The organism is Microbacterium longlingense, from assembly GCF_058349825.2.
Genome location: NZ_JBYRJA020000002.1, coordinates 437,816 through 458,805, shown reverse-complemented (window position 1 = coordinate 458,805; position 20,990 = coordinate 437,816). Strand labels below are relative to the sequence as shown.

Sequence of the window (20,990 nt, the reverse complement as noted above, 5' to 3'; positions counted from 1 at the left end):
GGAGAGGATGGTGGGGATGGGACGAACGCGGTGGTGGGACCTTGCTGTGGCCGCCGTATGCGCTGCCGTCGTCGTGCCCGTCGTCGCGCTGCGAGGCTTCGACGACGTCGCCGATCCGCGGGCGCTGATGTTCGGCGGCGTGCTTCTCGCGTTCATCGCGGCCTACCTGGTGTTCGCCCGGCCGGTTCTGCCCCAGCCCCCGGCCGATCTGCCGCGCTGGCGGCGGGCCGGGTTCGTCCTGCTGACCGCCGTCCTCCTGCTGGTCGGTATCGTCCTCTCCCCCTTCGCCGCGACCCTGCAGGCCGTGATCTACCCGCTCATCTGGGTGCTGTCCGCGCACCGGCGCGAGGCCATCGCGTTCTGCTGCGCCATCGCGCTGAGCGTGCTGATCGGCGATGCCGCGTACAACGGCTTCTCCCCGAGCGGGTGGGCGTATGCCGCCGTGATCGCCACGCTCTCGCTGGGGTTTGCGCTCGCGCTCGGTCTGTGGATCGTGCGCATCGTGGAGCACGGCCAGGAGTTGGCCCGTCTCGTGGGCGAGCTCTCTGCCGCCCACGAGCGGCTCACCGCTCTGGAACGCGAACGAGGAGCGGTCGCCGAGCGGGAGAGGATCGCGCGGGAGCTTCACGATACCCTCGCGCAGACCCTCGCCGGTCTCGTCCTGCTCGCTGAGCGCGCCGGGCAGCAGACCGACCGGCGCAGTCCCGCGTTCGCCACGATCACCACCGTGGAACAGGTCGCGCGCGATGCGCTCGCGGAGACCCGTCACCTGGTCGCACGCTCCGCCGCGGTTCCGGCCGAGCCCGTGCTCGAGGCAGCGCTCGAGCGCCTGGCCGAGCGGTTCCGGATCGAGAGCGGCCTGGTCGTCGATCTGCACACGACCGGCGATCTGCAGCGCATGGACCGGGAGACGCAGGTGGTCGTGCTCCGTTGCGTGCAGGAGGCGCTCGCCAATGTGCGCAAGCATGCGCAGGCTCGCTGTGTGCGGGTGCGGGTCACTGCCGACGCCGACGGTGGCGTGCGTGTGGAGATCCATGACGACGGGCAGGGATTCGACGCGACCGTTCCGCGCGCCGGGTTCGGGATCGACGGGATGCGCGAGCGGGTCTCCCTCGCGGGCGGCGTGCTCGATCTGGAGGCCGCGCGCGGGCGGGGTGTCCTGCTGCGGGTGCGCCTGCCGGGTGCGGTCGTATCGGAGAGGGCGCCGTGATCCGCGTGCTGATCGCCGATGACCATCCGGTGGTGCGCGCCGGGCTGGCCGGGCTTCTCGGCGATGAGCCAGGGTTCGAGATCGTCGCACAAGCCGCCGACGGGGCGGACGCGGTGCGCCAGGCCGCTGCGACCCGGCCGGACGTCGTGCTCATGGACCTGCGGATGCCGGGGGTCGACGGGGTCGCCGCGACGGCTCGCATCACGGGCGGAGAGGCGGGAGCGCCCGCACCGCGCGTGCTCATCCTCACCACGTACGAGTCAGACGACCAGATCATCGCTGCGATCGAAGCGGGTGCGGCCGGTTATCTGTTGAAGGCCGCGCCGCGGGAGGAGATCGTCGCGGGCATCCGTTCCGTGGCATCCGGTCAGTCGGCGCTTTCCCCCAAGGTGGCCAGCAGGCTCGTCGAGCACACCCGCCTTCCCGCACGGAGCACTCCGCTGAGCCCGCGGGAGACCGATGTGCTGCGCATGGTGGCGCAGGGCCGAGCGAACAAGCAGATCGCCGCCGACCTCGGTATCGCCGAGTCCACGGTGAAAACGCATCTGCTCAGCATCTTCGGCAAGCTCGACGTGACCGATCGCACGCGCGCCGCTACCCTCGCTCTCGAACGCGGCCTGATCTGAGACCGGATCCCTGCCGTTGCGCCCGAATGGCATCCATCGTCCGGTTGATCTTCACGTCCTCCGTTTCCGCGATGCCCGCGCCGGCGGTCTCCGGTGGGGTGGAGACATGGCATCCTCTCCCCTTCGTGCGCGACTCGCCGACTGCCTGACCTCGCGCCGCGGCGCCTGGATCGTGCTGACGATCGCGGCCCTCTTGATGACGGTTCTGTTCGGGTTCCTTCGCGGGACGGAGGCGCCGGCCCGTTCCGGCCAGGCCCCCGCGGCTTCGGAGGCGGCGCGGGTAAGCGAGCTCTTGGCTGCCTTCCCGGATGCCGATCAGCAACAGGTGCTCGTCGTTGTCACGCGTGCCGACGGATCGGTGCTTTCGGCGTCAGACGTCGACGGGATGCATATGCTGATCCCCCTGCTCGAGACACGGACAGCGACGGCGCCCTCGGTTCCGGTCGTGAGCACCGATGGGCAAGCCGCGCTGCTGGTGGCGCCGATCACGGTGGGCGCGGACAACACCGCGACTGCCGAAGTGATTCGCGAGCTTCGTGCGGAGCTCGACGCACATGTGCCCTCGGGACTCGTCGTGGAGGTCACCGGCGGACCGGCATTCGGCGCCGATATCGCCGCGGCGTTCGACGGCGCTGACCTCACCCTGCTCGCCGTGACGATCCTGGTCGTGGCCGTCCTTCTGATCGTCACCTATCGCTCCCCGGTGCTCTGGTTGCTGCCTCTCGTGGTGGTCGTGCTCGCGGATGGCCTCGCGGGGCGGGCCACAGCGGCGGTCGGCTCGTGGTGGGGTCTGGAGTTCGATGCCGGCATCGTGAGCGTGCTGGTGTTCGGCGCCGGCACGAACTACGCGCTGCTGCTGGTGTCGCGGTACCGGGAGGAGTTGCAGCGCACCGCAGATGACCGGGCCGCGCTCCGCACCGCATGGCGCACAACGGTTCCGGCGATTCTGGCGTCGAACCTGACGGTGGTGCTTGCGCTTCTCACACTGCTGCTCGCCACGATCCCCCTCACCCGTGGCCTCGGCGTTCCGGCCGCGGTGGGGCTGCTCATCGCGATGGCCGCGGTGCTCTTCGTCCTCCCGCCTCTGCTCGCCGTGTGCGGGCGCCGCGTGTTCTGGCCGTTCATCCCGCGGCCCGAGAACAATCACGCGCAGGGACCCGCGTGGCGTGCCATCGCTTCCCGGGTGTCCCGGCGACCCGCCGCGAGTCTGGCAGCAGGCATGGCGCTGCTCGTCGTCATGACCACCGGGCTGATCGGCACGTCCGTCGGCCTCGACCAGATCGAGAAGTTCCGGACCACGTCGGAGTCCTCGACCGGATTGCAGACGCTGTCGATGCACTTTCCACCCGGGGAGGCCCAGCCGATCTGGATTCTGGCGGGCGGCGATGCGACGAGTGACGTCATCTCGGCCGCGCGTGCCGTCGACGGCGTCGAGCGTGCCCAGGCCGTCCGGCAGGATCCAGACGGCTCGCTGACCCAGATCATGGTGATCAGCCGGTACGCGCCGGGCTCAGAAGAAAGCCTCGCTCAGATCGATGACCTGCGAGACGCCGTGCACGCGATCGAGAGCGCGGACGCGCTGGTGGGCGGGGCTGTGGCCACCGAACGGGACGCCCGCGCCGGCAACGCGCAGGACCTCCTGCTGATCGCGCCACTCATCCTCGCGGTGAGCTTCCTCGTCCTGTTGTTCCTGCTGCGTTCGCTGGTCGCCCCCGTGTTCCTGCTTGTGGTGAATCTGGCCAGCGCTATCGCTGCGATCGGAGGAGGAGCATGGTTGAGTCGCGTGCTGTTCGCTCAGCCGGCGCTCGACCTGCAGGTCCCGATCCTCGCCTTTCTCTTCCTCGTCGCGCTCGGCATCGACTACACGATCTTCCTGGCGCACCGAGCCAGGGTCGAGGCCGCCGGGCGGGGCACACGCAACGGCATGATCGAGGCTGTCACGCGCACCGGCGGCGTCATCACGAGTGCGGGAATCGTGCTCGCCGCCGTGTTCGCTGCTCTCGGAGTGCTTCCGCTCGTCACCCTCGGCCAACTCGGTCTCATCGTCGGCGTCGGGGTCCTGGTCGATACGCTCGTCGTGCGAACGGTCATCGTGCCCGCGATCTTCGCCCTCGCCGGCGATCGCATCTGGTGGCCAGGAAAGCTCGCGGCGAACGAGGGAGGATCGAATCATGAGTCTCGTTCGTGCACCGTTCATGGGAACTGACCCGCTCCCGTCGGTGCGTGCCGGGGCGACCGTGCGGGCGATGGAGATCGGCCAGCATCTCATGGCGTTCGGGCTGACCGCGATCGGCGTCATCCGCGCGATCGGCGATGACGTGGCGTGGCCGGTAGCGGTCGTGTCGGGTGCCGCGATCCTGGCCTGGCATGTGGCTGGCGCACTCCTCACGTCGAGAACAGGGTCGCGCAGCGCCCCGGTATGGTGGCTGCTCGGTTTCACGGTGCTGTGGATCGCGACCGTCGCCCTCTCGCCAGAGTTCGTCTGGGTCGGGTTCCTGCTGTGGCTCCTCGCCGGGCACCTTCTTCCACTGCGATGGGGACTGCTGCTGTCCGTCGTCGTGCTCGCCATCGCGATCGTCGCCCCGATCATTCACCACGGTGCCACCAACAGCGCTGCGGTGTTCGGGCCGTTCATCGGAGCAGTGTTCGCCGTCAGCATCTCGCGGGGATACCTCCGGCTCCTGCGAGATGCCGACGAGCGCGAACGCCTCGTCGCGTCGCTGACGCGCGCGCAGGCGGAGATGACCGCCCTGCAGGACGAGCTGGCCCGCACGCAGCGTCATTCCGGGGCGATCGCCGAACGTACTCGCATCTCCCGCGATATTCATGACACGATCGCCCAGGCGCTCTCTTCGATCCGCCTCCTCGCGCACGCCGGCGCAGCGCGCACCGCGGATGACGATGCCGTGCGCACGCTGGCTCAGGTGGAAGCCCTTGCCGGCGACAGCCTGACCGATGTCCGCCGGATCGTCGCTGCCCTGGTTCCGGCAGAGCTGGAGGACGATGCGTTGACCGACGCGCTGCAGCGGGTTCTCGATCACCTCCGTGCAGGGACGGGGCTCGCTACCCGGCTGCATTCGGATGGCTCTCTCCCGATTCTGCCGACCGCTGTCGAGGTCACGTTGCTGCGCGCCGCGCAGTCCGCACTGGCCAATGTCCGTCTCCACGCCGACGCCACCCAGGTCGTGATGACTCTCATCGATGACGACGAATCCGTCCGCCTCGACATCATCGACGACGGCGTCGGCTTCGAGGTGCAGACCTGGGAGCAGCGCGCCGATGCCGGCTCCAGCTTCGGCCTGCGATTCATGCGCGCCCGGCTCCGTGAGCTCGGCGGGGGGCTTGACATCGAGAGCGCGCCCGGTGAGGGAACTGCCGTTTCCATCAGCCTCCCGATCCATCAGACCGCGGCCCGCAGCTCCGTGACGGAGGGAAAGCCATGACCACCACCGTCCTCCTGGTCGACGACCATCCGATCGTTCGCAGCGGTCTGCGTGCCGTCCTCGAAGCGGCGGACACGCTGCGGGTCGTCGGCGAAGCCGCCACAGGTGAGGAAGCTATCGTCCTCGTCGCCCACCTCTGCCCGGACGTGGTGCTGTGCGACCTGCGCCTCGGCGACGGTATCGATGGCATCGCGACGACCGCAGCGCTCCGCGCCCTCGACCCAGCGCCTGCTGTGCTGATCCTCACCACCTTCGATCGCGATGCCGAGATCATCAGAGCCATCGAGGCGGGCGCCGCCGGCTATCTCCTCAAGGAGGTCGACCCGGGCACCATCGTCGACGGTGTTCATCGCGCCGCCGCGGGAGATACAGTCCTGAACTCCGACCTCGCGCTCCGGGTGTTCCAGGGCATGCGCCGCCCGCTGCCGAAGCTCACCGATCGAGAGATCGAGGTGCTTCGTCTGCTCCGTACGGGCGGGACGAACCGAGAGATCGCCCGTGCACTCTTCGTCACGGAGGCGACGGTCAAGAGTCACCTCGTGCACATCTTCACCAAGCTGGGGGTCGACGGTCGCGCGCGGGCGATCCATGTGGCTCAGGAGACCGGTCTGATCTGAACCCCGCCGAGCGCTCGTCCCGGTGCGCGCTGTTCGCCGGGTGGACGGCGTACCCGGTCCGAGCACGAAAACTCCGGCGGCTCGTCCAGCGCGGCACCCTCGGCACAGCGAGTGCCCCGCGGCCGTTCCCCTCCCGCCCCAGAGCGCATCAGCTCACCGAACATCCCCGACGCCCTCCCATCAGAAAGGTCTTCCCGCCGTGACCTACCATGCTCAACCCGTGAGACCCCACCCCCGATTCGCCCTGCCGCACACACTGTTCCGGATCTCTGCGACCGCCGAGATGATCACCTGGGCCGCACTCCTCACCGCCCTTGTTCTCCGCGGCCTCGATATCGCCGACCTGGTGCCGATCGTCGGAGGGCTGCACGGGTTCGTCTTCCTCTGCTACGCCGCCACGACGATCTTCGTGTGGGTGAACCAGCGCTGGCGTCTCTCCGTCGGGCTGACCGGCTTGTTGCTGGCGATCGTGCCCTTCGCCACGGTGCCTTTCGAGGCCGCCATCGCCCGCCGGGGGCTGCTGAGCGGAGCATGGCGACTCGCGCCCGGCGGGGAAGCGCCTCGGGGCGCCGTCGAGCATGCGCAGGCGTGGGTCCTGCGGCACGCTGCGCTTTCGATCGGACTGCTCGTCGTGGTCGTCACGGCGCTGTTCCTGACACTGCTGTGGCTCGGGCCGCCTGTGCCGCGCGGGTGACACGGCGCGAGGATGTTCGCCCGCGGTCTCGATCCCCTCGCCGACGCCCGGGCAGCGAACCGACGGGGTGTGACGCGCACCGCAGATGTCGAGCCCCGCGCGGCACCTCCCCTCTCAGGACCGGCCCGCAATGACAAGGTTACTTGACATGTTCAGCACCGGCTGACTACCGTCACTGTAAAGGTTGCTTTACGTCGGACGGAGCGGGACGATGCGCGGAGGACACGCATTTCGGCTTCTCGCTGTCATGAGCGCGAAGGATATGCTCCGAAATCGGCTGACCGGGTTCGCACCGCTTTTCCTCTTCGCGTGGCTGTTCGTGGTCTTTGCGGTGCTCTCCTTCGTGCTGGGCGAGGACTCCGCAACAAGTCCGCTCCGCGTGGCGCTTCCCGCGATCCTCATGACGGGCATCGCCGGGGTCGCGTTCATGGCTCTGACGGTGCCGCTGGTGTCGATGCGGGAGCGCGGACTCCTCCGGCTGCTCGGCACGACACCGCTGGGGCGTGCCACGTTCCTCGCCGCCCAGGTTCCTCCGCGCCTGGCGATCATCGCCCTGGAGTCCAGTGTCGTCGTCGTCTTCGCGCACGTGGCCGGCTACATCGGTGGCGACAGTGACGGTGTCCGACTCGTGACGACGATCGTGGTGGGAACGGCGATGCTCCTGGCGTGCGCGATGCTGGCCGCCAGCCGCGCACGCAGCGCAGAAGCAGCGCATCACGGCACCACCGTCCTCGTGATCGGCCTGTTCGGGTTGTCCGGAGCACTCCTGCCGCCCGGCATTCTGCCGGGGTTCACGGCGCTCATCACGAACGCCGTCCCTTCGACGTGGTTCGCGGCGGCTCTCGCGGCAGATCTCACCGGTGCGGATCCGTTCCTGCCCGTGCCGTACCTGTGGCTGCTGATGCTCGCCGTCACGATCGTGGCCAGCCTCCTGGCTGCACACCGTTTCCTCTGGGATCACGAGGTCCTACCTGTGCCCCGCCCGACGTCGGGGCTCCGTGCGACACAGAAAGTGGTGGCGTGATCATGACAGACGAATCCGGAATGACCCCCGACGAACGGGCCGCCGGCTGGCGCTATGTCGGCGAGTTCGGGGTGGGTGTCGCGCTGTTTCTCACCCTGTTCCTCCTTCTCCCCCGCTGGTGGCAGGCCGATCCTGGTACGTGGGCGCTCCTGGTTCGAACGCTCCTGCCGGTCCTCCCCCTGCTCTGGGCGATCACGGCGCTCTGGCGGCATGTGCGCCGAGTCGACGAGATGCAGCGGGCGGTGATGATGCGCAGCTTCGCCTTCGGGTTTGCGGTGACGATCTTCGTCACGCTCGTGATCGCGGTGCTCCACGGCGGGGGGTTCGACATCGCGGGCAGCGAGTGGATCATCTTTGTCGCGGGGATGACCGGATGGGGCATCGCCCTGCCCGTGAACACCACCAGGGCGGGGCGATGAGGAATCGGATTCGTGAGCTGCGGCTCGAACAGGGACGCTCACAGGTGCAGCTCGCTGAGCTCCTCGGCGTATCGCGTCAGACCGTGCTCGCCCTCGAAAAGGGCCGTTACACCCCGTCCTTGACACTCGCGTTCCGGATCTCCGCCGCGTTCGAGCTTCCCGTCGAGAACATCTTCTTCCCGTCGGATGATGACACCCCACCGAGAGGGGGGCGCTGATGATGACGGCTCTCGACCAGCCTGCCGTCCGCGCGGAGGGTCTCGTCAAGACGTACGGGGATCGCACCGTCGTCACCGGCGTCGATCTCCGCGTGGAGCGCGGTGAGATCTTCGGACTCCTCGGCCCCAACGGCGCGGGCAAGACGACCACCGTCGACATGATCACCGGAGCGCGTTCCCCGACCCGCGGGGTGGTGCGCGTGCTCGGTCTTGATCCATCGACACGACGGCGCGAGCTCACCCGGGTGCTGTCCGTTCAGCCACAGGCGGCGGCGCTGTTCCCGACCCTCACCGTCGCAGAGACTCTGGAGCTGTTCGCCTCGTTCTACGATCACCCCCGGAAAACGGCGGATGTCATCGGCGCCCTCGGTCTCACGCCCTCACGAGACGTCCGGGTCGGCAAGCTCTCCGGCGGCCAGGCCAGGCGGCTCTTGATCGGCATCGCCGTGATCGGCCGCCCGACGATCGTGGTGCTCGACGAGCCTGCGGCGGGACTGGATCCCGCCGCCCGGCGAGAGCTGCGCGCCGTGGTCCGTCGCCTGCGTGACGAGGGCGCGACGGTGCTGCTCACCACGCATCATATGGACGAGGCGATGGAGCTCTGCGACCGGCTGGCGATCATGGTGTCCGGCCGGATCGTCGCGTCGGGAACGCCCGACCAGCTCATCGCGGCGCACGGCGGTGTCTCGCGCGTGCGCTTCTCCGTTCCGGCCCCGACGGATCCCGCAACGATCCGCGCTGTCACGCGCGCCGACGCAGCGGAGATCGCCTCCGCCCCGGGCGGTCTGCTCGTCACCGTAGAGACGACAGATCCGGATGCGCTGCTGCGGCGTCTGACGTTCCGGCGCGAGATCCGGGCGACGGGCATCCGCGTGGAAACGGCATCCCTCGAGGATGTCTTCCTCTCTCTGCCGGGCGATGCGGGCGCAGAGTGGTCCGGATCTTCAGAGGATCTGCCGTGAGGACCGCACCCGTCGTCGCGAGGACCCAGATGCGGCGGCTCATCCTGGCGCACGCTCGCGAAGCTCTGCGCGACCGGCGGGGCCTGGCGGTCATGCTGATGACGTTCGGCGGAATGTGCCTCGGCCTGGTGGCCCTCGACGTCGTGATCGGTGTGCCACACGGAGACGCGCTCGCGGCGGGGTCCGGGGTCTTCGCCACCACACTTCCGCTGATCGCTATCGTCGGGTTCGCCAGCCTCGCCCTCATCAGCACGGCGGTGCCTCTCGCGCGGTACCGCGCCGAGGGGGTGCTGGGTCAGCTCGGTACGACGCCGGTGAGCCGCCGCCGGTGCCTCATCGCACATGCGCCGGTGCGCCTGGCCCTCGGGCTCGCGCAGATCGTGCTGCTCGTGGTCCTCGCGATGCTGTTCGCGATCTCCTCCCCCGGCGCGCTCGCCCGCGTCGCGAGCCTGCTGCTCGCGGGCCTCCTGTTCTTTCTGAGCGTCGGCTACCTCATCGGTGCGCGAGCCGGCGATCCGGATCGCACGATGAGCCTTGCCTATGTCCTCACCATTGCGCTCATCGCGACCTCTGGCACCGTGCTGCCGTTGACGCTGCTGCCCGGCGCCGTGGCGACCGTTCTTTCCTGCTCGCCCGTGACTCTCCTCGCCCAGGGCATCGCGGCGGAGATGAACGGCCGCATCGCGCCCCCGGTCCCGCTCGCGGTGACGCTTCTGGTCCTCCTCACATCGGCTCTGGTGCTGTTCGCACTCGCCATCCGGAGCTTTCGCTGGAAGCCCGCACGCGATGACCTCGCCCGCTCCGGTCTGTGCGCCCCTCGTCCCGCAAACGCGCGGCGCCCATTCATCTCGTGGCGGCGGAGGGGATCGTCATTCACGTCGGGGGCACGCTGACGAACTTTCCGGCCCGGTTCCGTCATTATTTTCTTGTCCCCGACGTGTTATTTTCGCCGACCGAAGAGCCCTGCGCGCATAGACTTCTGGAGTACGCCGGTCGTGGAGCAGGAAAGTCGATTCAAAAGCCCGTGAAAACACAGAGGGGAACGCGCGTCTCCGCCCATTCTCGTCGGCATTCGCGGGAGAGGATCATCGTTGCCGATTGATCTCACGCGGCAGACGCCGGCGGTCGAGGCCGCCGGCGTCTCGGTTCGCTACGGCAGGGCGCCTTCCCCGCAGGTCTCCGACATCAGCCTCACGATTGCGGGCGGAATCACCGCGATCGTGGGCAGGAACGGCGCAGGAAAGTCGACCCTGATGAACGCTCTGGTCGGGGTGACGCCGCCCCTCGCAGGGTCGGTCAGGCTCTTCGGCCGTGATCTCAGCATGCGCACCGAGCGTTCCGAGGCCATGGGCGATCTCGGTTACCTTCCGCAGGATCTCGGCTTCGTTCCCGGCTTCACCGTGTCGGAGTTCGTCGCCTACGGCGCGTGGCTCAAGGGCGTGCGCACGTCTGCGTGCGCCGATCTGGTCCGCACCGCCGTCGATCTCGTCGACCTCTCCGAACAGGCACACACCCGGATGGGCAAGCTCTCCGGCGGGATGCGCCGCCGTGCCGGCATCGCCCAGGCGGTGGTGCACCGCCCCGGCCTGCTGGTGCTGGACGAACCCACGTCCGGACTCGACCCGGAACAGCGCGTACGATTCCGAACGCTCATTCGCGATCTCTCACCGGGCAGAGCGATCCTGCTGAGCTCGCATCTCGTCGAGGACGTGCGTGTTCTTGCTGACCGTATTATCGTGCTCGACTCGGGTCGCGTGCGGTTCGATGGGTCAGTGCGCGATCTCGAAGCGCGCGGGGGTCCCGATCTTCCGGGAGACACGCCCCTGGAGAGGGGCTACATCGGCGTCATCGCGGAAGCAGAAGAGTAATGAGCATCTTCAGCCGAGAGGTGCGGGCATCATCGTTCGCGATAGCCGCGCCTCTGGTCTACACGGTCGCGACGATCTTTGCCGCCGCGTCGTCCTACCCCGACCTCGCCAGTTGGACGAACCTCGTCGTGGTCACTTTCGCGGGCCAATCATTCGTTGCGCCCGTCGTCTGCGGTGTGGCAGCGTGGAACGGGCTACGCGTCCGACGATATCGGCTGACTCTGCTCGAGCAGACCGCCCGTCTCCCTGTTGCAGCCATCCGGCTCCCGCAGATCGCCGCTGACGTGTGCTGGGTCGTCGTGGGCTCTCTCGCAATGACGGTGGTGCTCCTCGTCCGCGGCGTTGTCATCGGGATGACCGGGACTCCCGTCGTGCCGAGCCTGGTCTACGGAGTGCTTCTGCCCGTGCTCTTCGTCCTGGTGGGACACCTCGTGAGCGTGCTCATCCCCCGCTGGATCGCGGTCCCGATCGCCGTCGCTGTCCCGCTGGCGCTGTACGCAGCCAACACCTTCGGCACGGGGAGCACCGCACTGCTGGCGTTGAATCCCCTCTACCGCTTTACCGACAACGATCCTTACGTCCCCAGCGCGCTCTTCTACAGCTCCGCACTGCTGCTCCTGACGGCATACATGCTCCTTACTGTTCTGGTGCTGCTCATCATCGGGCGCGGCTCCTGGGTCGCGACCGCGCTCCTCATCCTCGTCGCCGTCCCGTGCGGCGTCACGGGCACCGCGCTTTTCCAGGCGCACAGCGCGAACGCGGTTCTCACCGACGATCCGGAGCAGCTTGTCGTCCGAGATCCGTCTGAGCGCGTGGAACTCATCGTCATCGACCTCTATGAGCCTGTCGCCGAAGAGCTCGCAAGCACCTGGGGCCGTATCGCAGCCCTCACCGCCGACTCCCCCCTCGCGTTCAGCGATCTCACCCAGGATCTGGACCCGCGTTACGATCCGATATCGCCGATCGGCTCGTTTCACCGGCTCGATCTGAACCCGAACTCCGGCGCGATCGCCGCATCGTCCGTTGAATCGGCGTTCAACGACGTCGCCATATGCTCCGCCGGAGGCCATCCGGGCAGCGGCGACTGGTGGCTTCCCGGCACCCTCGTCGTGCGCACCTGGTTCCAGGGTGCCGAGGCGTTCCCGCCCACGGTCGCCGTCGCAGACCCGGACATGCAGAGCGCGCTCGACGCCCTCAACCGCATGAGCATCCCGGAGGGCGCCGCCTGGGTGTCCGCCAACGCGCACAACCTCACGAGCTGCACCTGGGAACGGGCGGACTTTCCGATCCCATGAGTCTCTTCTTCCGCTCCAGACGCGTGGGGTGGGTGGTTCTGGTCATCGTGCTCTACGAGGCATCACTCATCTGGTGGGGCCACCCCGCTCTCGTGATCAGCCACGCTGAGTCTGTCTCTGCGATCCCGCTCGCCGTCATCGCGCAGTTCGCTATCGGGTTCCTGGCGGCCTACCCGATGTCCTCGGAACTGGCCGCCGTTGATCGATTATCGGCACGCCCGCTCTGGCGGCCGCGTCTGGCTGTCGCCGTCGCGGTACTGGCGGCGATCACCGTCAGCGCCGGAGTCACCTCGCTCGTGATCGGGCCGCAGGGGACGCTGGACACATTCGCGCCCGTGCGCACCGCACTCGGCGCGGCGGGAGCAGCGATGGTCTCCGCGCACCTGATGAACCGGGCGGTCGCCGGGGTCGTCCCCACAGCGTTGGTGTTCTTCCCGGTGGTCTTCGATCCGCAGACCTTGCCGGTGCCGGTGAGCACCATCCTGGGCTTCAGCGTGGACGCACGCCTCTCCGGCTGGTGCGTCTGCGTGGCGCTGACCGCCGCCGGCGTGATCACCGCGGCAGGGGGTTCGCTGCACCACTCCCGTCCGCGCGCACGGCGAGGAAGGTCGCCTCAACATCTTTCCCGCTCGCTGTAGCGCTCCTGGCGCGCCGGACGCCTCCGGGCCGGGCTGCCCTGGCCCTATCCCCCACCGCCGGGCATACCCGGAGGCTGCGTCCGATTCGCGATCTGGATGAGGCGCGGTCGCTGGCCGCGCCTGACGAGTTTGGCCCGGCCCGGGATGGCAGCACTCGCGTGCACGCCGGGCCAGAGCGGACCTTCGGAACGCTCACCGGCGAGGACGATCCCCGTTCCGCCGGTGTCCTTGAGGGTCTGGATGGTGCTCTCGTACAGCGCCCGCGCTGCACCGGCGACGGGACGGGTGAGGATGACGGTGAATCTCAGCTCGCGCGCCGAGGGGAGATACGGGATCAGCGGCGCGATGGGGTTGTTCCCGCCCGTGGCGAGGATGTCGTAGTCGTCGATCAGGAGCACGATCCTCAGCGCCGTGCTGGCGCCCTCGTTCTGTCTCCTGTCGAGTTCCGCCGCGAGGGCTCCGGCAAGCTGTCGTGCCTTGATGACGTTGCCCGCGTGACCGCCCAGGTAGTCGTCCGGCACGCAGGCACCGAGTGAGCCGCGCGGGTCCATCAGCGCGATCACCAGCTCCTCCTCGGAATGTCGCCGAAGAAGAGCATGAACGATCTGCCGCAGCAGGGTGGTCTTGCCGCTCCCGGCGTCGCCGAGCACCAGCACATGCTGGTCGGTGCCCGCGAGGTCCAGGAACGCCGGTTCCATCGTGTCCTGCCGCAGGCCGATGGGGAGCGCGTCGGGTTCGTCGAACTCATCGGGCATCGTGTCGGGATCCAGGTTCTCCGGGAGCAGGCGGATCGGAGACGCCGCTGGTCCGTTCCAGGCCGCGGAGATCTGCCGGGCGAGTTCGGTGAGCGCAGCACCGACCCGGTCGTCGTCGACATCGTCGATGGCGGGGAGCGCGACCTGAGCGAACAAAGCACCATCGGTGAGCGCACGGCCAGGTTGGTCGGCACGGATGGTCTCGGCGAGCTTGCGTTTCACGGTGGATTCCGTCGGGTCGTTCAACTGCAGCTCGATTCGGTTCCCGACCAGCGGTTGGAGCCGCATGGTGAGGTCGTTCCAGCGGGTCAGGGCGAGCACGAGATGAATTCCGAAGGAGCCCCCGCGTGTGAGCAGGTCGGCGAGAGGGTCGACGAGGTCATCGAAGTCCGTCCGGACGAGCCCGTAACCGTCGACGAGGAGCACCACGTCGGGCGACACCACCTCCGGCAGCTCACCCTCGGCGTGCCTGTTGCGGAACTGTGCCAGGGATTCGATCCGCTCGTCGCGGAACAGGCGTTCGCGCGCCGAGATCATGCCCTGCAGCTCCTCCAGCACACGTATCTGCTGTTCGCGTCCCGCACGGGTGGCGATACCCCCCACATGAGGGAACTCTTCGAGTCTGGCGAGGCCGGCCCCGGTGAGGTCGAGTCCGTACATGGTGATCTGGCGGGGCGTGTGGGTGCTCGCGACGCCCGCTGCGAAGCTACGCAGGAACGTGCTGCGGCCGGACTGCGGCGCGCCGATCACCGCGAAATGCCCACCGGCACGGGTGAGGTCCAGCGTCCACGGCGACTGCGCCTGACGAGCGGGCTCGTCGATCAGGCCGACCGGCACTTGCAGCGGCGCCCGCTCGGGGGCGTCGACCACCTGGAAGAGCGGGAATCGGTCTGGCAGCGGCGGCAGCCAGACCGGAGCCGTGGGTTTCGCACCGATCCGGAGCCGGGAGACGACCTCCTCGATGATCGAGGGCTCCTGCTGGGCGGGTCGGAGTCCGGGTGGCTCCGCGCTCGGCCCCATGCTGCTCTGCTCGATGGTGTTGTAGCGCGGGAGCACGAAAACGCCCCACTTCTCGTCGTCGGATATCAGGTCGCGCGCAGCCGCATCGGGGAGGGGCCCGGATACGTAGCCCGCTGTGAACCGCTGGTAGACGGTGGTGTCGACCTTGAGATATCCGCAGCCGGGGATCGGCGGGAGGTGGAACGCGTCGGGGGTCTCCAGGATCACCGCAGACTCTTGCTCGGAGAAGGTGCGCAGCCCGATCCGGTACGACAGGTAGGTGTCGAGGCCGCGGAGCCGGCCGCCTTCGACGCGCTGGCTTGCGAGCAGGAGGTGGATCCCGAGTGCTCGGCCGATCCGGCCGATCTGGAGGAGCAGGTCGATGAAGTCCGGCTCGGCGGCGAGCAGTTCGCCGAACTCGTCGATGACCAGGAACAGGTGCGGCAGGGCCGGAAGCTCCGGGCTCCTCTCGCGCGCCGCGCGGTAGTCACTGATGGAGGCGTAGGACCCGGAGTCTTTGAGCAGGCGCTGGCGCCGGATGATCTCGCCCTCGATGGAGGCCCGCGCGCGTTCGATCAGTTGCGGGTCGTCGGCGAGGTTGTCGATGAGCCCGGCGATGTGCGGCAGCGTCTGGAACGGGGTGAAGGCGGCGCCGCCCTTGAAGTCCACCAGGATCATGGCGAGGTCTTCTGGCGGATGGGAAACGGCCAGGCGGTGGACCACCGCACCGGCGAGCCGCTCCGCGGCGGGCCGGAGGGCCGTCGGGAGTGGTACATGAAGTGGGACCCGGTCAGGGCCGAGTGGGTTGCGGAGAATCCCGGCCTGGGCCGGCGTGATCCCGGCTACCTCCCTCCGCGGGTATCGGCGGCGGCATGGCACGAGTACCAGCACGCGCTGAAGCACGATCCCGAGGCGCGGCCCCCGTTCGGATACGACGCCAACGGCGACCGCCTCCCCTACGCCAACCACCGCCCACCCCTGGACGACGCCACCGTGCGCGAGGCGTGGTGGAACGCCGTCAAGACCCAGATCATCGACAGAGGACATGATGCGGAGATCGAAGTCGATGACATCAACGGGCACCGGGTGGAGGTGCGGTGGGAGGAGAACACCACCTATCGCAGCCTCCTGGAGGACTACCGCGCCGGGAGGATCGACGAGGCGGAGTTCCAGGACCGCTTCCTAAACGATCCCAACCCTCTCCCCAGCCGGAACCAGATCTGGGACATGGGACACGAGAGCCAGAAGGAGTACTCGAAGCTCCTGCAAAGCTATCTGAGACACGATATCGACCTGGACGAGTTCAAGCGTCGGTTCAACGACTCCGGCAACTACCGGGTCGAAGACCCGTTACGCAACCGGTCGCATGCGGATGAAGGCCGCGCTGCTCCGGAGATCGAGGAGTATGAATGATGGTGTGGAAGCCGAAGCCCGGGATGGGTGATCCGGGGCCCGCGTATATGGCGCAGCACCGGTCTTTCGAGGAGTTCCTGGACTATCTGGAGGGCCGGGATATCGACCTCGATCAGAGCGATCACTTCGGTTTGACACCGCTGCGTGGGGCGACGGCGAACAACGACCCGGACGCCCGGTACCAGATCACGTCATGGCTGCTGGACCGTGGTGCCGACCCCCGAGCGGGTGTGGACAAGGGCAGCACCGTCCTCCACAATCTGATCGGCCACGCGAAATTCGACCCCGTCCGTGACGCTGAGCTGATGCAGCGACTGCTCGACGCCGGCGCCGACATCAACCGCTCCATCCCCAAATACGGCAGGCCGCTGGACTTCCTCCTGGAATGCAAGGATCCGCGCTACGAGCAGGACCGGTACTTCTACGACATCTTCTTCTCCCGTCCCGAACTCGACCTCGTCGCCCGCTCCACGCGCACCGGCGAATCCTTCGCCGCCAGCCTGCTCTACACCGACTCCTCCCGAAAACAGCGACAGGGAGTACCGACCAGCCCCCTGGAGAGCATGATCAGAAAGCACCTGCGCTCCCAGGGCCACGACCCCGACACCATCCTCGCCCAGGTCAGGAAAACCGACACCCCACCGCCCCGGAACCGATGATGGTGTGGAAGCCGAAGCCCGGGATGGGTGATCCGGGTCCCGCGTACATGGCGCAGTACCGGTCTTTCGAGGAGTTCCTGGACTATCTGGAGGGTCGGGATATCGACCTCGATCAGCGCGATGGCTTCGGTAAGACCCCGTTGTTCGGGGCGACGGCGAACAACGACCCGGACGCCCGGTACCAGATCACGTCGTGGCTGCTGGACCGTGGTGCCGACCCGACAGCTGATCTGAACAGGTACAGCACCGTCATCCACAATCTGACCAATCACGCGAAATTCGACCCCGTCCGTGACGCTGAGCTGATGCAGCGACTGCTCGACGCCGGCGCCGACATCAACCGCTCCATCCCTAAACACGGCAGGCCACTGGAATATCTCCTGGAATGCAAGGACCCGCGCTACGAGCAGGAGCGGTACTTCTACGACATCTTCTTCTCCCGCCCGGAACTCGACCTCGTCTCCCGCTCCACGCGCACCGGCGAATCCTTCGCCGCCAGCCTGCTCTACACCGATTCCTCCTACCCGCAAAAACGTGGCGTGCCCGACAGCCCCCTGGAAAGCATGATCAGAAAGCACCTGCTCTCCCAGGGCCACGACCCCGACACCATCCTCGCCCAGGTCAGGAAAACCGACACCCCGCCCCGGACGATGCGGGGTGGCACACCCCGCTGACGGATGCGCCGCGGACGTCGCGACGTTGACGTTCTGCGCGCCGCGGCCGGCGGCATCGATGCACCGCATCGGACCGGGATGTGTGCCCGGCACCCGCGAGCGCCGGGCACACACCGATCAAGCGCGGTGCTGCGGAGGCACGTAGAAGTGCTCTGACGTCACCTCACGGTTCGTGGCGAGATCGAGGATGTGCGTTCCCTTGCCGTCGACGTAGAGCATGAGCTCGGAACCGACCGGGAAGTCCCAGATCCCGATGAGCGCCGGCTCGACGGCGCACACGGCGTTGTAGTCGGTGACCACCAGATTGCCGGGTGTCGCCAGGTACTCCGGGGTGTCGGCGATGCTGAGTATCTGCCACCCGTTGTCCTTCGGCGCCTGCAGCTTCCGACGCGGCTTCCGACGCGTCATCCATCGGACGGGAGCTGTGCGATCCATCACCTGACGCGACACGAGGCACGCTCCGGCCTTCGGAATGAATTCAATGTAATTGTTCATGATAGGAAATTCCCCCTCCGTTGATGAACATTTGCCCATAGCCTACATCCATAGACAGAAACACCGATCCATCAGGGTTTATGCAGAAGCATTAAATTGCGCGTCCATATCCGAGGGCTGCTCGCTCGCGGCACCGCGCGTTTTCCGCGCGGGTCGCGATCACACCCGCTCAGGCGCGGTCGATATCCCCGCCGGCGGGCTCTCCGGTGACACCGCTGCGCACGACGCCGTCACCCCGCCACCCCATCACCCGAGCAGCGATGCTCCAGCGTATCGGGGCATCCTCGGTGCGCTGGGCGGCGCGCTTCGCCTCCCTCCCGGCTGCGGCCAGAGCATCCGTCTCCGAGGCATGCAGCGAGATGTGCAGAACGACACCGTGCCCATCGGTGACCGCCGCGATCCACTGCTCCACGGCCTGCCCGTCGGCGAGCCGACGCCGCACATCGAGCAGAGAACCGGGGTCCGCCCCGAGCCGGTCGACCGCGTCGTCGCGATCGCGGGCCAGCCCGAGCAGCACCAGACGTCCGAGGACACCCGCCTCGCTCGTTCCGAACCGGTCACCCAGCGCGGTGATCGTCGCTGAGCGTTCCGTCCAGGCCGCCGACAGCGCGGCGTCTTCGTCTGCACCCCAGAAGACGCGCCCGTCCCGACGATGCGCCTCCCGCGCGAGAGGGACCCAGTCCTGCTCCGATTCATCCCGCACCAGGATGCGCAGCCCGTCCAGACCCGTGCCGGGCAGCTCGGCGTCCGGATCGAGCGTCGACAGCGTCGCCAGCAGTCCCCGGGCCACCGTGGTCAGCGCGGAGACCGACCGGCCTGTCCTGGCGCTGAGCGCCTCATCGTCGAGTCCCGCACGGAGGGCGTCGAAGAGCGCGCGATACGCGCTCTCATCCCATGGTCTGTTCGCCTGCTGCTCTGCCACCTTCGCATCCTCTCATCGGACGCGCACGCCCGCGGGTCAGTTCCGCACACTCTGCAGATAGGCAAGGACGGCTTTCACGCGGCGGTTCTCCTCGACAGGGCTCAGTCCCAGACCGCGGAAGATGCTGCCGATGTGCTTGCTCACCGCGGCGTCGGTGAGGAACAACGACGCCGCGATCTCTGCGTTGGACTGCCCGTCCGCCATCAGCGCGAGCACCTCGTGCTCGCGTGCGGTGAGTCGATCCAACGGGCCGGGCCCCACGGCACCGAGAAGATGCTGCACGACGTCCGGGTCGATCACGGTTCCGCCGGATGCCACCGTGCGCAGCGCGGCGTCGAAGTCGCGCACACGGTTCACCCGATCCTTCAAGAGATAGCCGATGGCGCCCTCCGGCAGTGTCAGAAGCTCCCGCGCGTAGGTGTCTGCGATGTACTGGGACAGCACGATGAGCGGCTGCCGCGGGTGATCATGACGAATCCGCAGCGCGGCGCGCAGCCCATCGTCGGTGCCGTCTGGCGGCATGCGCACATCGGTGATCACAAGATCGGGGTGCTCCCCCGTGGCGGTGAGCGCCGTGAAGGCGGAGATCAGCTCGGGCGCCGAGCTCGCCGTGGCCACCACATCGTGACCCAGTCGTTCCAGGAGTGCGATCAGCGCCTCCCGCAGGAGCGCGCCGTCTTCAGCGAGCAGGATGCGCACGCGCCGGGTTCCTCCGCTCTGTCCGGTGCGACCCGTCGGTCGGCAGGGTCATCTCCAGTATCGTCGGGCCGCCCGCCGGGCTCTGCACCCGCAGCTCGCCCTCCAGGGTCTCCGCGCGCTCCCGGAGACCGCGCAGGCCCGTGCCGCCGCTCTCCTGCGCGCCGCCGCGACCATCGTCGGACACCCGCACGACGAGCACGCCGGGATCCGTCCGCGCGGACACGGTCATCCGGGATGCGTCGGCGTGCTTCGCGGCGTTGCTGACCGCCTCTGTCACGAAGAAGTATCCCGCCGCCTCGACCTCCGCCGGGGCGCGGCGGAGGCCGCCGATATCGAGGGTCATCGGCACGGGAGCGCGATGGGCGAGCTCGTCGAGCGCGGCACCCAGACCGTGATCGGCGAGCACCGCCGGATGGATGCCCCGGACGGTGTCGCGCAGGGTCTCCATCGCCCGCTCCGCCTGCCCCTGCGCCGCATCAAGAGCACGGCGCACGGCGTCGGTGCCCGCTCCCTGTGTCGTCAGCTCGTCCACTTCGAGGCTCACCATGCCCAGGCGCGCGGCGAGCGTCACCATCTCCTGCTGGGCACCGTCGTGAAGATCCCGCTCGATCCGGCGCCGCTCGACCTCGAAGGCCGCGACCAGAGCAGCGCGCGACTGCATCAGACGTTCGACGTTGCGTGCGAGCTCTTCCGGACGGGGGCCGCACAGCACGCTCAGGAGGGATGCCTGCCCCAGGGCGAGGAGCGCATTGACATAGGCGAAGACCACCAGCGCAGCGGCCGCGACGACAGCCATCAGCCAGATGTCCCCGGCGTCGACGGTCAGGCGGACGTCGTTGAAGAGGTGCAGTGCCGACGGGCCGCGCACAGCGGCATCGATGAGGGCGATCTGCACGGCCACCCACACCAGCTCGAAGGCCACCACGATCAGCGCGGTGACGCCCAGCAGCAGATCCACGAGCAGCGCCGCGACCTCACGCCACGTCGCCCCCTCGCTCAGGCGCACCGACAACCAGAGATGCCGCTGATCGCGGCGCAGCGGCACGTGGCCGGACTTCTGCGGGGGCAAGCCGAGCATCCGCCCGCGTCGCCGCTCGACGGCCCCGATCACCAGCCCCCACAACGGCAGAATCAGCAGCGTCAGAATGCTGACCGGAAGCAGCGCCAGAAAGAGGAGCGCGCTGACCAGCAGATAGCCGCCGGCGGCCCACGGCCACCGGCTCAGGAGGAAGTGCCACGGGGGCAGCGAAAGCGCCCGCCCGATGCTCTCCGCTGCCATGCCTCCACCCTAGAGACGAGGCGTGGCTGCGCGGCCCGCCCGCGCGGAACAGTAGACCTGGCTCTACCAGAAGCGGGGAGC

General features: G+C 68.2%; 22 protein-coding genes. 17 read left to right on the top strand and 5 right to left on the bottom strand.

Annotated elements, in window-relative coordinates; all coding sequences use genetic code 11:
- The first annotated feature begins 16 nt into the window (after positions 1–16).
- The 14 genes from AC3RXY_RS05170 (at position 17) to AC3RXY_RS05105 (ending at position 13,014) form a co-directional block, all read left to right on the top strand.
- Positions 17–1,210, top strand: a complete 1,194-nt coding sequence (locus AC3RXY_RS05170; protein WP_491509826.1) for a sensor histidine kinase — start codon at positions 17–19, stop codon at positions 1,208–1,210.
- Positions 1,207–1,836: a response regulator gene (locus tag AC3RXY_RS05165; RefSeq protein ID WP_491509825.1), complete on the top strand. Its 630-nt coding sequence runs from the start codon at positions 1,207–1,209 to the stop codon at positions 1,834–1,836. The genes AC3RXY_RS05170 and AC3RXY_RS05165 overlap by 4 nt, the downstream gene beginning before the upstream one ends.
- 106 nt (positions 1,837–1,942) lie before the next feature.
- A complete protein-coding gene (locus tag AC3RXY_RS05160; protein ID WP_491509824.1) occupies positions 1,943–4,042 on the top strand; it encodes an MMPL family transporter in 2,100 nt (699 codons plus the stop codon).
- Complete coding sequence (locus AC3RXY_RS05155) at positions 4,008–5,279, top strand: sensor histidine kinase (protein ID WP_491509823.1); 1,272 nt, start codon at positions 4,008–4,010, stop codon at positions 5,277–5,279. The genes AC3RXY_RS05160 and AC3RXY_RS05155 overlap by 35 nt, the downstream gene beginning before the upstream one ends.
- Positions 5,276–5,896, top strand: a complete 621-nt coding sequence (locus AC3RXY_RS05150) for a response regulator (protein WP_491509822.1) — start codon at positions 5,276–5,278, stop codon at positions 5,894–5,896. Before AC3RXY_RS05155 ends, AC3RXY_RS05150 begins: the two co-directional genes overlap by 4 nt.
- Before the next feature lie 220 nt (positions 5,897–6,116).
- Positions 6,117–6,590 carry a DUF3817 domain-containing protein gene (locus AC3RXY_RS05145; protein WP_491509821.1) on the top strand — a complete coding sequence of 158 codons (474 nt, stop codon included), beginning with the start codon at positions 6,117–6,119 and terminating at the stop codon, positions 6,588–6,590.
- Positions 6,591–6,801: 211 nt separating this feature from the next.
- Positions 6,802–7,614, top strand: coding sequence for an ABC transporter permease (locus AC3RXY_RS05140; RefSeq protein WP_491509820.1), 813 nt, complete (start codon positions 6,802–6,804; stop codon positions 7,612–7,614).
- Positions 7,615–7,616: 2 nt separating this feature from the next.
- Positions 7,617–8,033 (top strand): hypothetical protein, encoded by a 417-nt coding sequence (locus AC3RXY_RS05135; protein ID WP_491509819.1) that lies wholly within the window; start codon positions 7,617–7,619, stop codon positions 8,031–8,033.
- The gene (locus AC3RXY_RS05130) at positions 8,030–8,251 is read left to right on the top strand and encodes a helix-turn-helix transcriptional regulator (protein WP_491509818.1); all 222 of its coding nucleotides are present in this window, start codon (positions 8,030–8,032) and stop codon (positions 8,249–8,251) included. Before AC3RXY_RS05135 ends, AC3RXY_RS05130 begins: the two co-directional genes overlap by 4 nt.
- On the top strand, positions 8,251–9,213 hold the full coding sequence (locus tag AC3RXY_RS05125; protein WP_491509817.1) for an ABC transporter ATP-binding protein: 963 nt from the start codon (positions 8,251–8,253) through the stop codon (positions 9,211–9,213). The genes AC3RXY_RS05130 and AC3RXY_RS05125 overlap by 1 nt, the downstream gene beginning before the upstream one ends.
- Complete coding sequence (locus tag AC3RXY_RS05120; RefSeq protein ID WP_491509816.1) at positions 9,210–10,106, top strand: ABC transporter permease; 897 nt, start codon at positions 9,210–9,212, stop codon at positions 10,104–10,106. Before AC3RXY_RS05125 ends, AC3RXY_RS05120 begins: the two co-directional genes overlap by 4 nt.
- 198 nt (positions 10,107–10,304) lie before the next feature.
- Entirely contained in the window at positions 10,305–11,081 is a 777-nt protein-coding gene (locus tag AC3RXY_RS05115; protein ID WP_491509815.1) for an ATP-binding cassette domain-containing protein, read from the top strand.
- Positions 11,081–12,376, top strand: a complete 1,296-nt coding sequence (locus AC3RXY_RS05110; protein WP_491509814.1) for a hypothetical protein — start codon at positions 11,081–11,083, stop codon at positions 12,374–12,376. The genes AC3RXY_RS05115 and AC3RXY_RS05110 overlap by 1 nt, the downstream gene beginning before the upstream one ends.
- Entirely contained in the window at positions 12,373–13,014 is a 642-nt protein-coding gene (locus AC3RXY_RS05105) for a hypothetical protein (protein WP_491509813.1), read from the top strand. Before AC3RXY_RS05110 ends, AC3RXY_RS05105 begins: the two co-directional genes overlap by 4 nt.
- A gap of 44 nt (positions 13,015–13,058) precedes the next feature.
- On the opposite strand, the gene eccCb is transcribed toward AC3RXY_RS05105, so the two are convergent.
- Complete coding sequence (gene eccCb, locus AC3RXY_RS05100) at positions 13,059–15,446, bottom strand: type VII secretion protein EccCb (protein WP_491509812.1); 2,388 nt, start codon at positions 15,444–15,446, stop codon at positions 13,059–13,061.
- A gap of 18 nt (positions 15,447–15,464) precedes the next feature.
- On the opposite strand from eccCb, the gene AC3RXY_RS05095 reads away from it, so the two are divergent.
- The 3 genes from AC3RXY_RS05095 to AC3RXY_RS05085 are packed head-to-tail and all read left to right on the top strand — an operon-like array spanning position 15,465 to position 17,514.
- The gene (locus AC3RXY_RS05095; RefSeq protein ID WP_491509811.1) at positions 15,465–16,181 is read left to right on the top strand and encodes a GH-E family nuclease; all 717 of its coding nucleotides are present in this window, start codon (positions 15,465–15,467) and stop codon (positions 16,179–16,181) included.
- Complete coding sequence (locus AC3RXY_RS05090) at positions 16,178–16,840, top strand: ankyrin repeat domain-containing protein (RefSeq protein WP_491509810.1); 663 nt, start codon at positions 16,178–16,180, stop codon at positions 16,838–16,840. Before AC3RXY_RS05095 ends, AC3RXY_RS05090 begins: the two co-directional genes overlap by 4 nt.
- 47 nt (positions 16,841–16,887) lie before the next feature.
- Complete coding sequence (locus AC3RXY_RS05085; protein ID WP_491509809.1) at positions 16,888–17,514, top strand: ankyrin repeat domain-containing protein; 627 nt, start codon at positions 16,888–16,890, stop codon at positions 17,512–17,514.
- A 117-nt stretch (positions 17,515–17,631) separates the two neighbouring features.
- Here AC3RXY_RS05085 and AC3RXY_RS05080 read toward each other — a convergent pair whose 3' ends face one another.
- The 4 genes from AC3RXY_RS05080 to AC3RXY_RS05065 all read right to left on the bottom strand — a co-directional run bounded on the left by AC3RXY_RS05080 (position 17,632) and on the right by AC3RXY_RS05065 (position 20,909).
- A complete protein-coding gene (locus tag AC3RXY_RS05080) occupies positions 17,632–18,009 on the bottom strand; it encodes an immunity protein Imm33 domain-containing protein (RefSeq protein ID WP_491509808.1) in 378 nt (125 codons plus the stop codon).
- Positions 18,010–18,178: 169 nt separating this feature from the next.
- Positions 18,179–18,931: a hypothetical protein gene (locus AC3RXY_RS05075; protein ID WP_491509807.1), complete on the bottom strand. Its 753-nt coding sequence runs from the start codon at positions 18,929–18,931 to the stop codon at positions 18,179–18,181.
- Positions 18,932–18,967: 36 nt separating this feature from the next.
- A complete protein-coding gene (locus AC3RXY_RS05070; RefSeq protein WP_491509806.1) occupies positions 18,968–19,630 on the bottom strand; it encodes a response regulator transcription factor in 663 nt (220 codons plus the stop codon).
- Positions 19,611–20,909: a sensor histidine kinase gene (locus AC3RXY_RS05065; protein WP_491509805.1), complete on the bottom strand. Its 1,299-nt coding sequence runs from the start codon at positions 20,907–20,909 to the stop codon at positions 19,611–19,613. The genes AC3RXY_RS05070 and AC3RXY_RS05065 overlap by 20 nt, the downstream gene beginning before the upstream one ends.
- Positions 20,910–20,990 lie beyond the last annotated feature (81 nt).

Excerpts from the sequence above, each read along its gene's own strand:
- AC3RXY_RS05170 (WP_491509826.1), top strand. The coding sequence starts at position 17 with ATGGGACGAACGCGGTGGTGGGACCTTGCTGTGGCCGCCGTATGCGCT.
- AC3RXY_RS05160 (WP_491509824.1), top strand. The coding sequence starts at position 1,943 with ATGGCATCCTCTCCCCTTCGTGCGCGACTCGCCGACTGCCTGACCTCG.
- AC3RXY_RS05155 (WP_491509823.1), top strand. The coding sequence starts at position 4,008 with ATGAGTCTCGTTCGTGCACCGTTCATGGGAACTGACCCGCTCCCGTCG.
- AC3RXY_RS05150 (WP_491509822.1), top strand. The coding sequence starts at position 5,276 with ATGACCACCACCGTCCTCCTGGTCGACGACCATCCGATCGTTCGCAGC.
- AC3RXY_RS05140 (WP_491509820.1), top strand. The coding sequence starts at position 6,802 with ATGCGCGGAGGACACGCATTTCGGCTTCTCGCTGTCATGAGCGCGAAG.
- AC3RXY_RS05135 (WP_491509819.1), top strand. The coding sequence starts at position 7,617 with ATGACAGACGAATCCGGAATGACCCCCGACGAACGGGCCGCCGGCTGG.
- AC3RXY_RS05130 (WP_491509818.1), top strand. The coding sequence starts at position 8,030 with ATGAGGAATCGGATTCGTGAGCTGCGGCTCGAACAGGGACGCTCACAG.
- AC3RXY_RS05125 (WP_491509817.1), top strand. The coding sequence starts at position 8,251 with ATGATGACGGCTCTCGACCAGCCTGCCGTCCGCGCGGAGGGTCTCGTC.
- AC3RXY_RS05110 (WP_491509814.1), top strand. The coding sequence starts at position 11,081 with ATGAGCATCTTCAGCCGAGAGGTGCGGGCATCATCGTTCGCGATAGCC.
- AC3RXY_RS05105 (WP_491509813.1), top strand. The coding sequence starts at position 12,373 with ATGAGTCTCTTCTTCCGCTCCAGACGCGTGGGGTGGGTGGTTCTGGTC.
- eccCb (WP_491509812.1), bottom strand. The coding sequence starts at position 15,446 with ATGATCCTGGTGGACTTCAAGGGCGGCGCCGCCTTCACCCCGTTCCAG.
- AC3RXY_RS05095 (WP_491509811.1), top strand. The coding sequence starts at position 15,465 with ATGGGAAACGGCCAGGCGGTGGACCACCGCACCGGCGAGCCGCTCCGC.
- AC3RXY_RS05090 (WP_491509810.1), top strand. The coding sequence starts at position 16,178 with ATGATGGTGTGGAAGCCGAAGCCCGGGATGGGTGATCCGGGGCCCGCG.
- AC3RXY_RS05085 (WP_491509809.1), top strand. The coding sequence starts at position 16,888 with ATGGCGCAGTACCGGTCTTTCGAGGAGTTCCTGGACTATCTGGAGGGT.
- AC3RXY_RS05080 (WP_491509808.1), bottom strand. The coding sequence starts at position 18,009 with ATGAACAATTACATTGAATTCATTCCGAAGGCCGGAGCGTGCCTCGTG.
- AC3RXY_RS05065 (WP_491509805.1), bottom strand. The coding sequence starts at position 20,909 with ATGGCAGCGGAGAGCATCGGGCGGGCGCTTTCGCTGCCCCCGTGGCAC.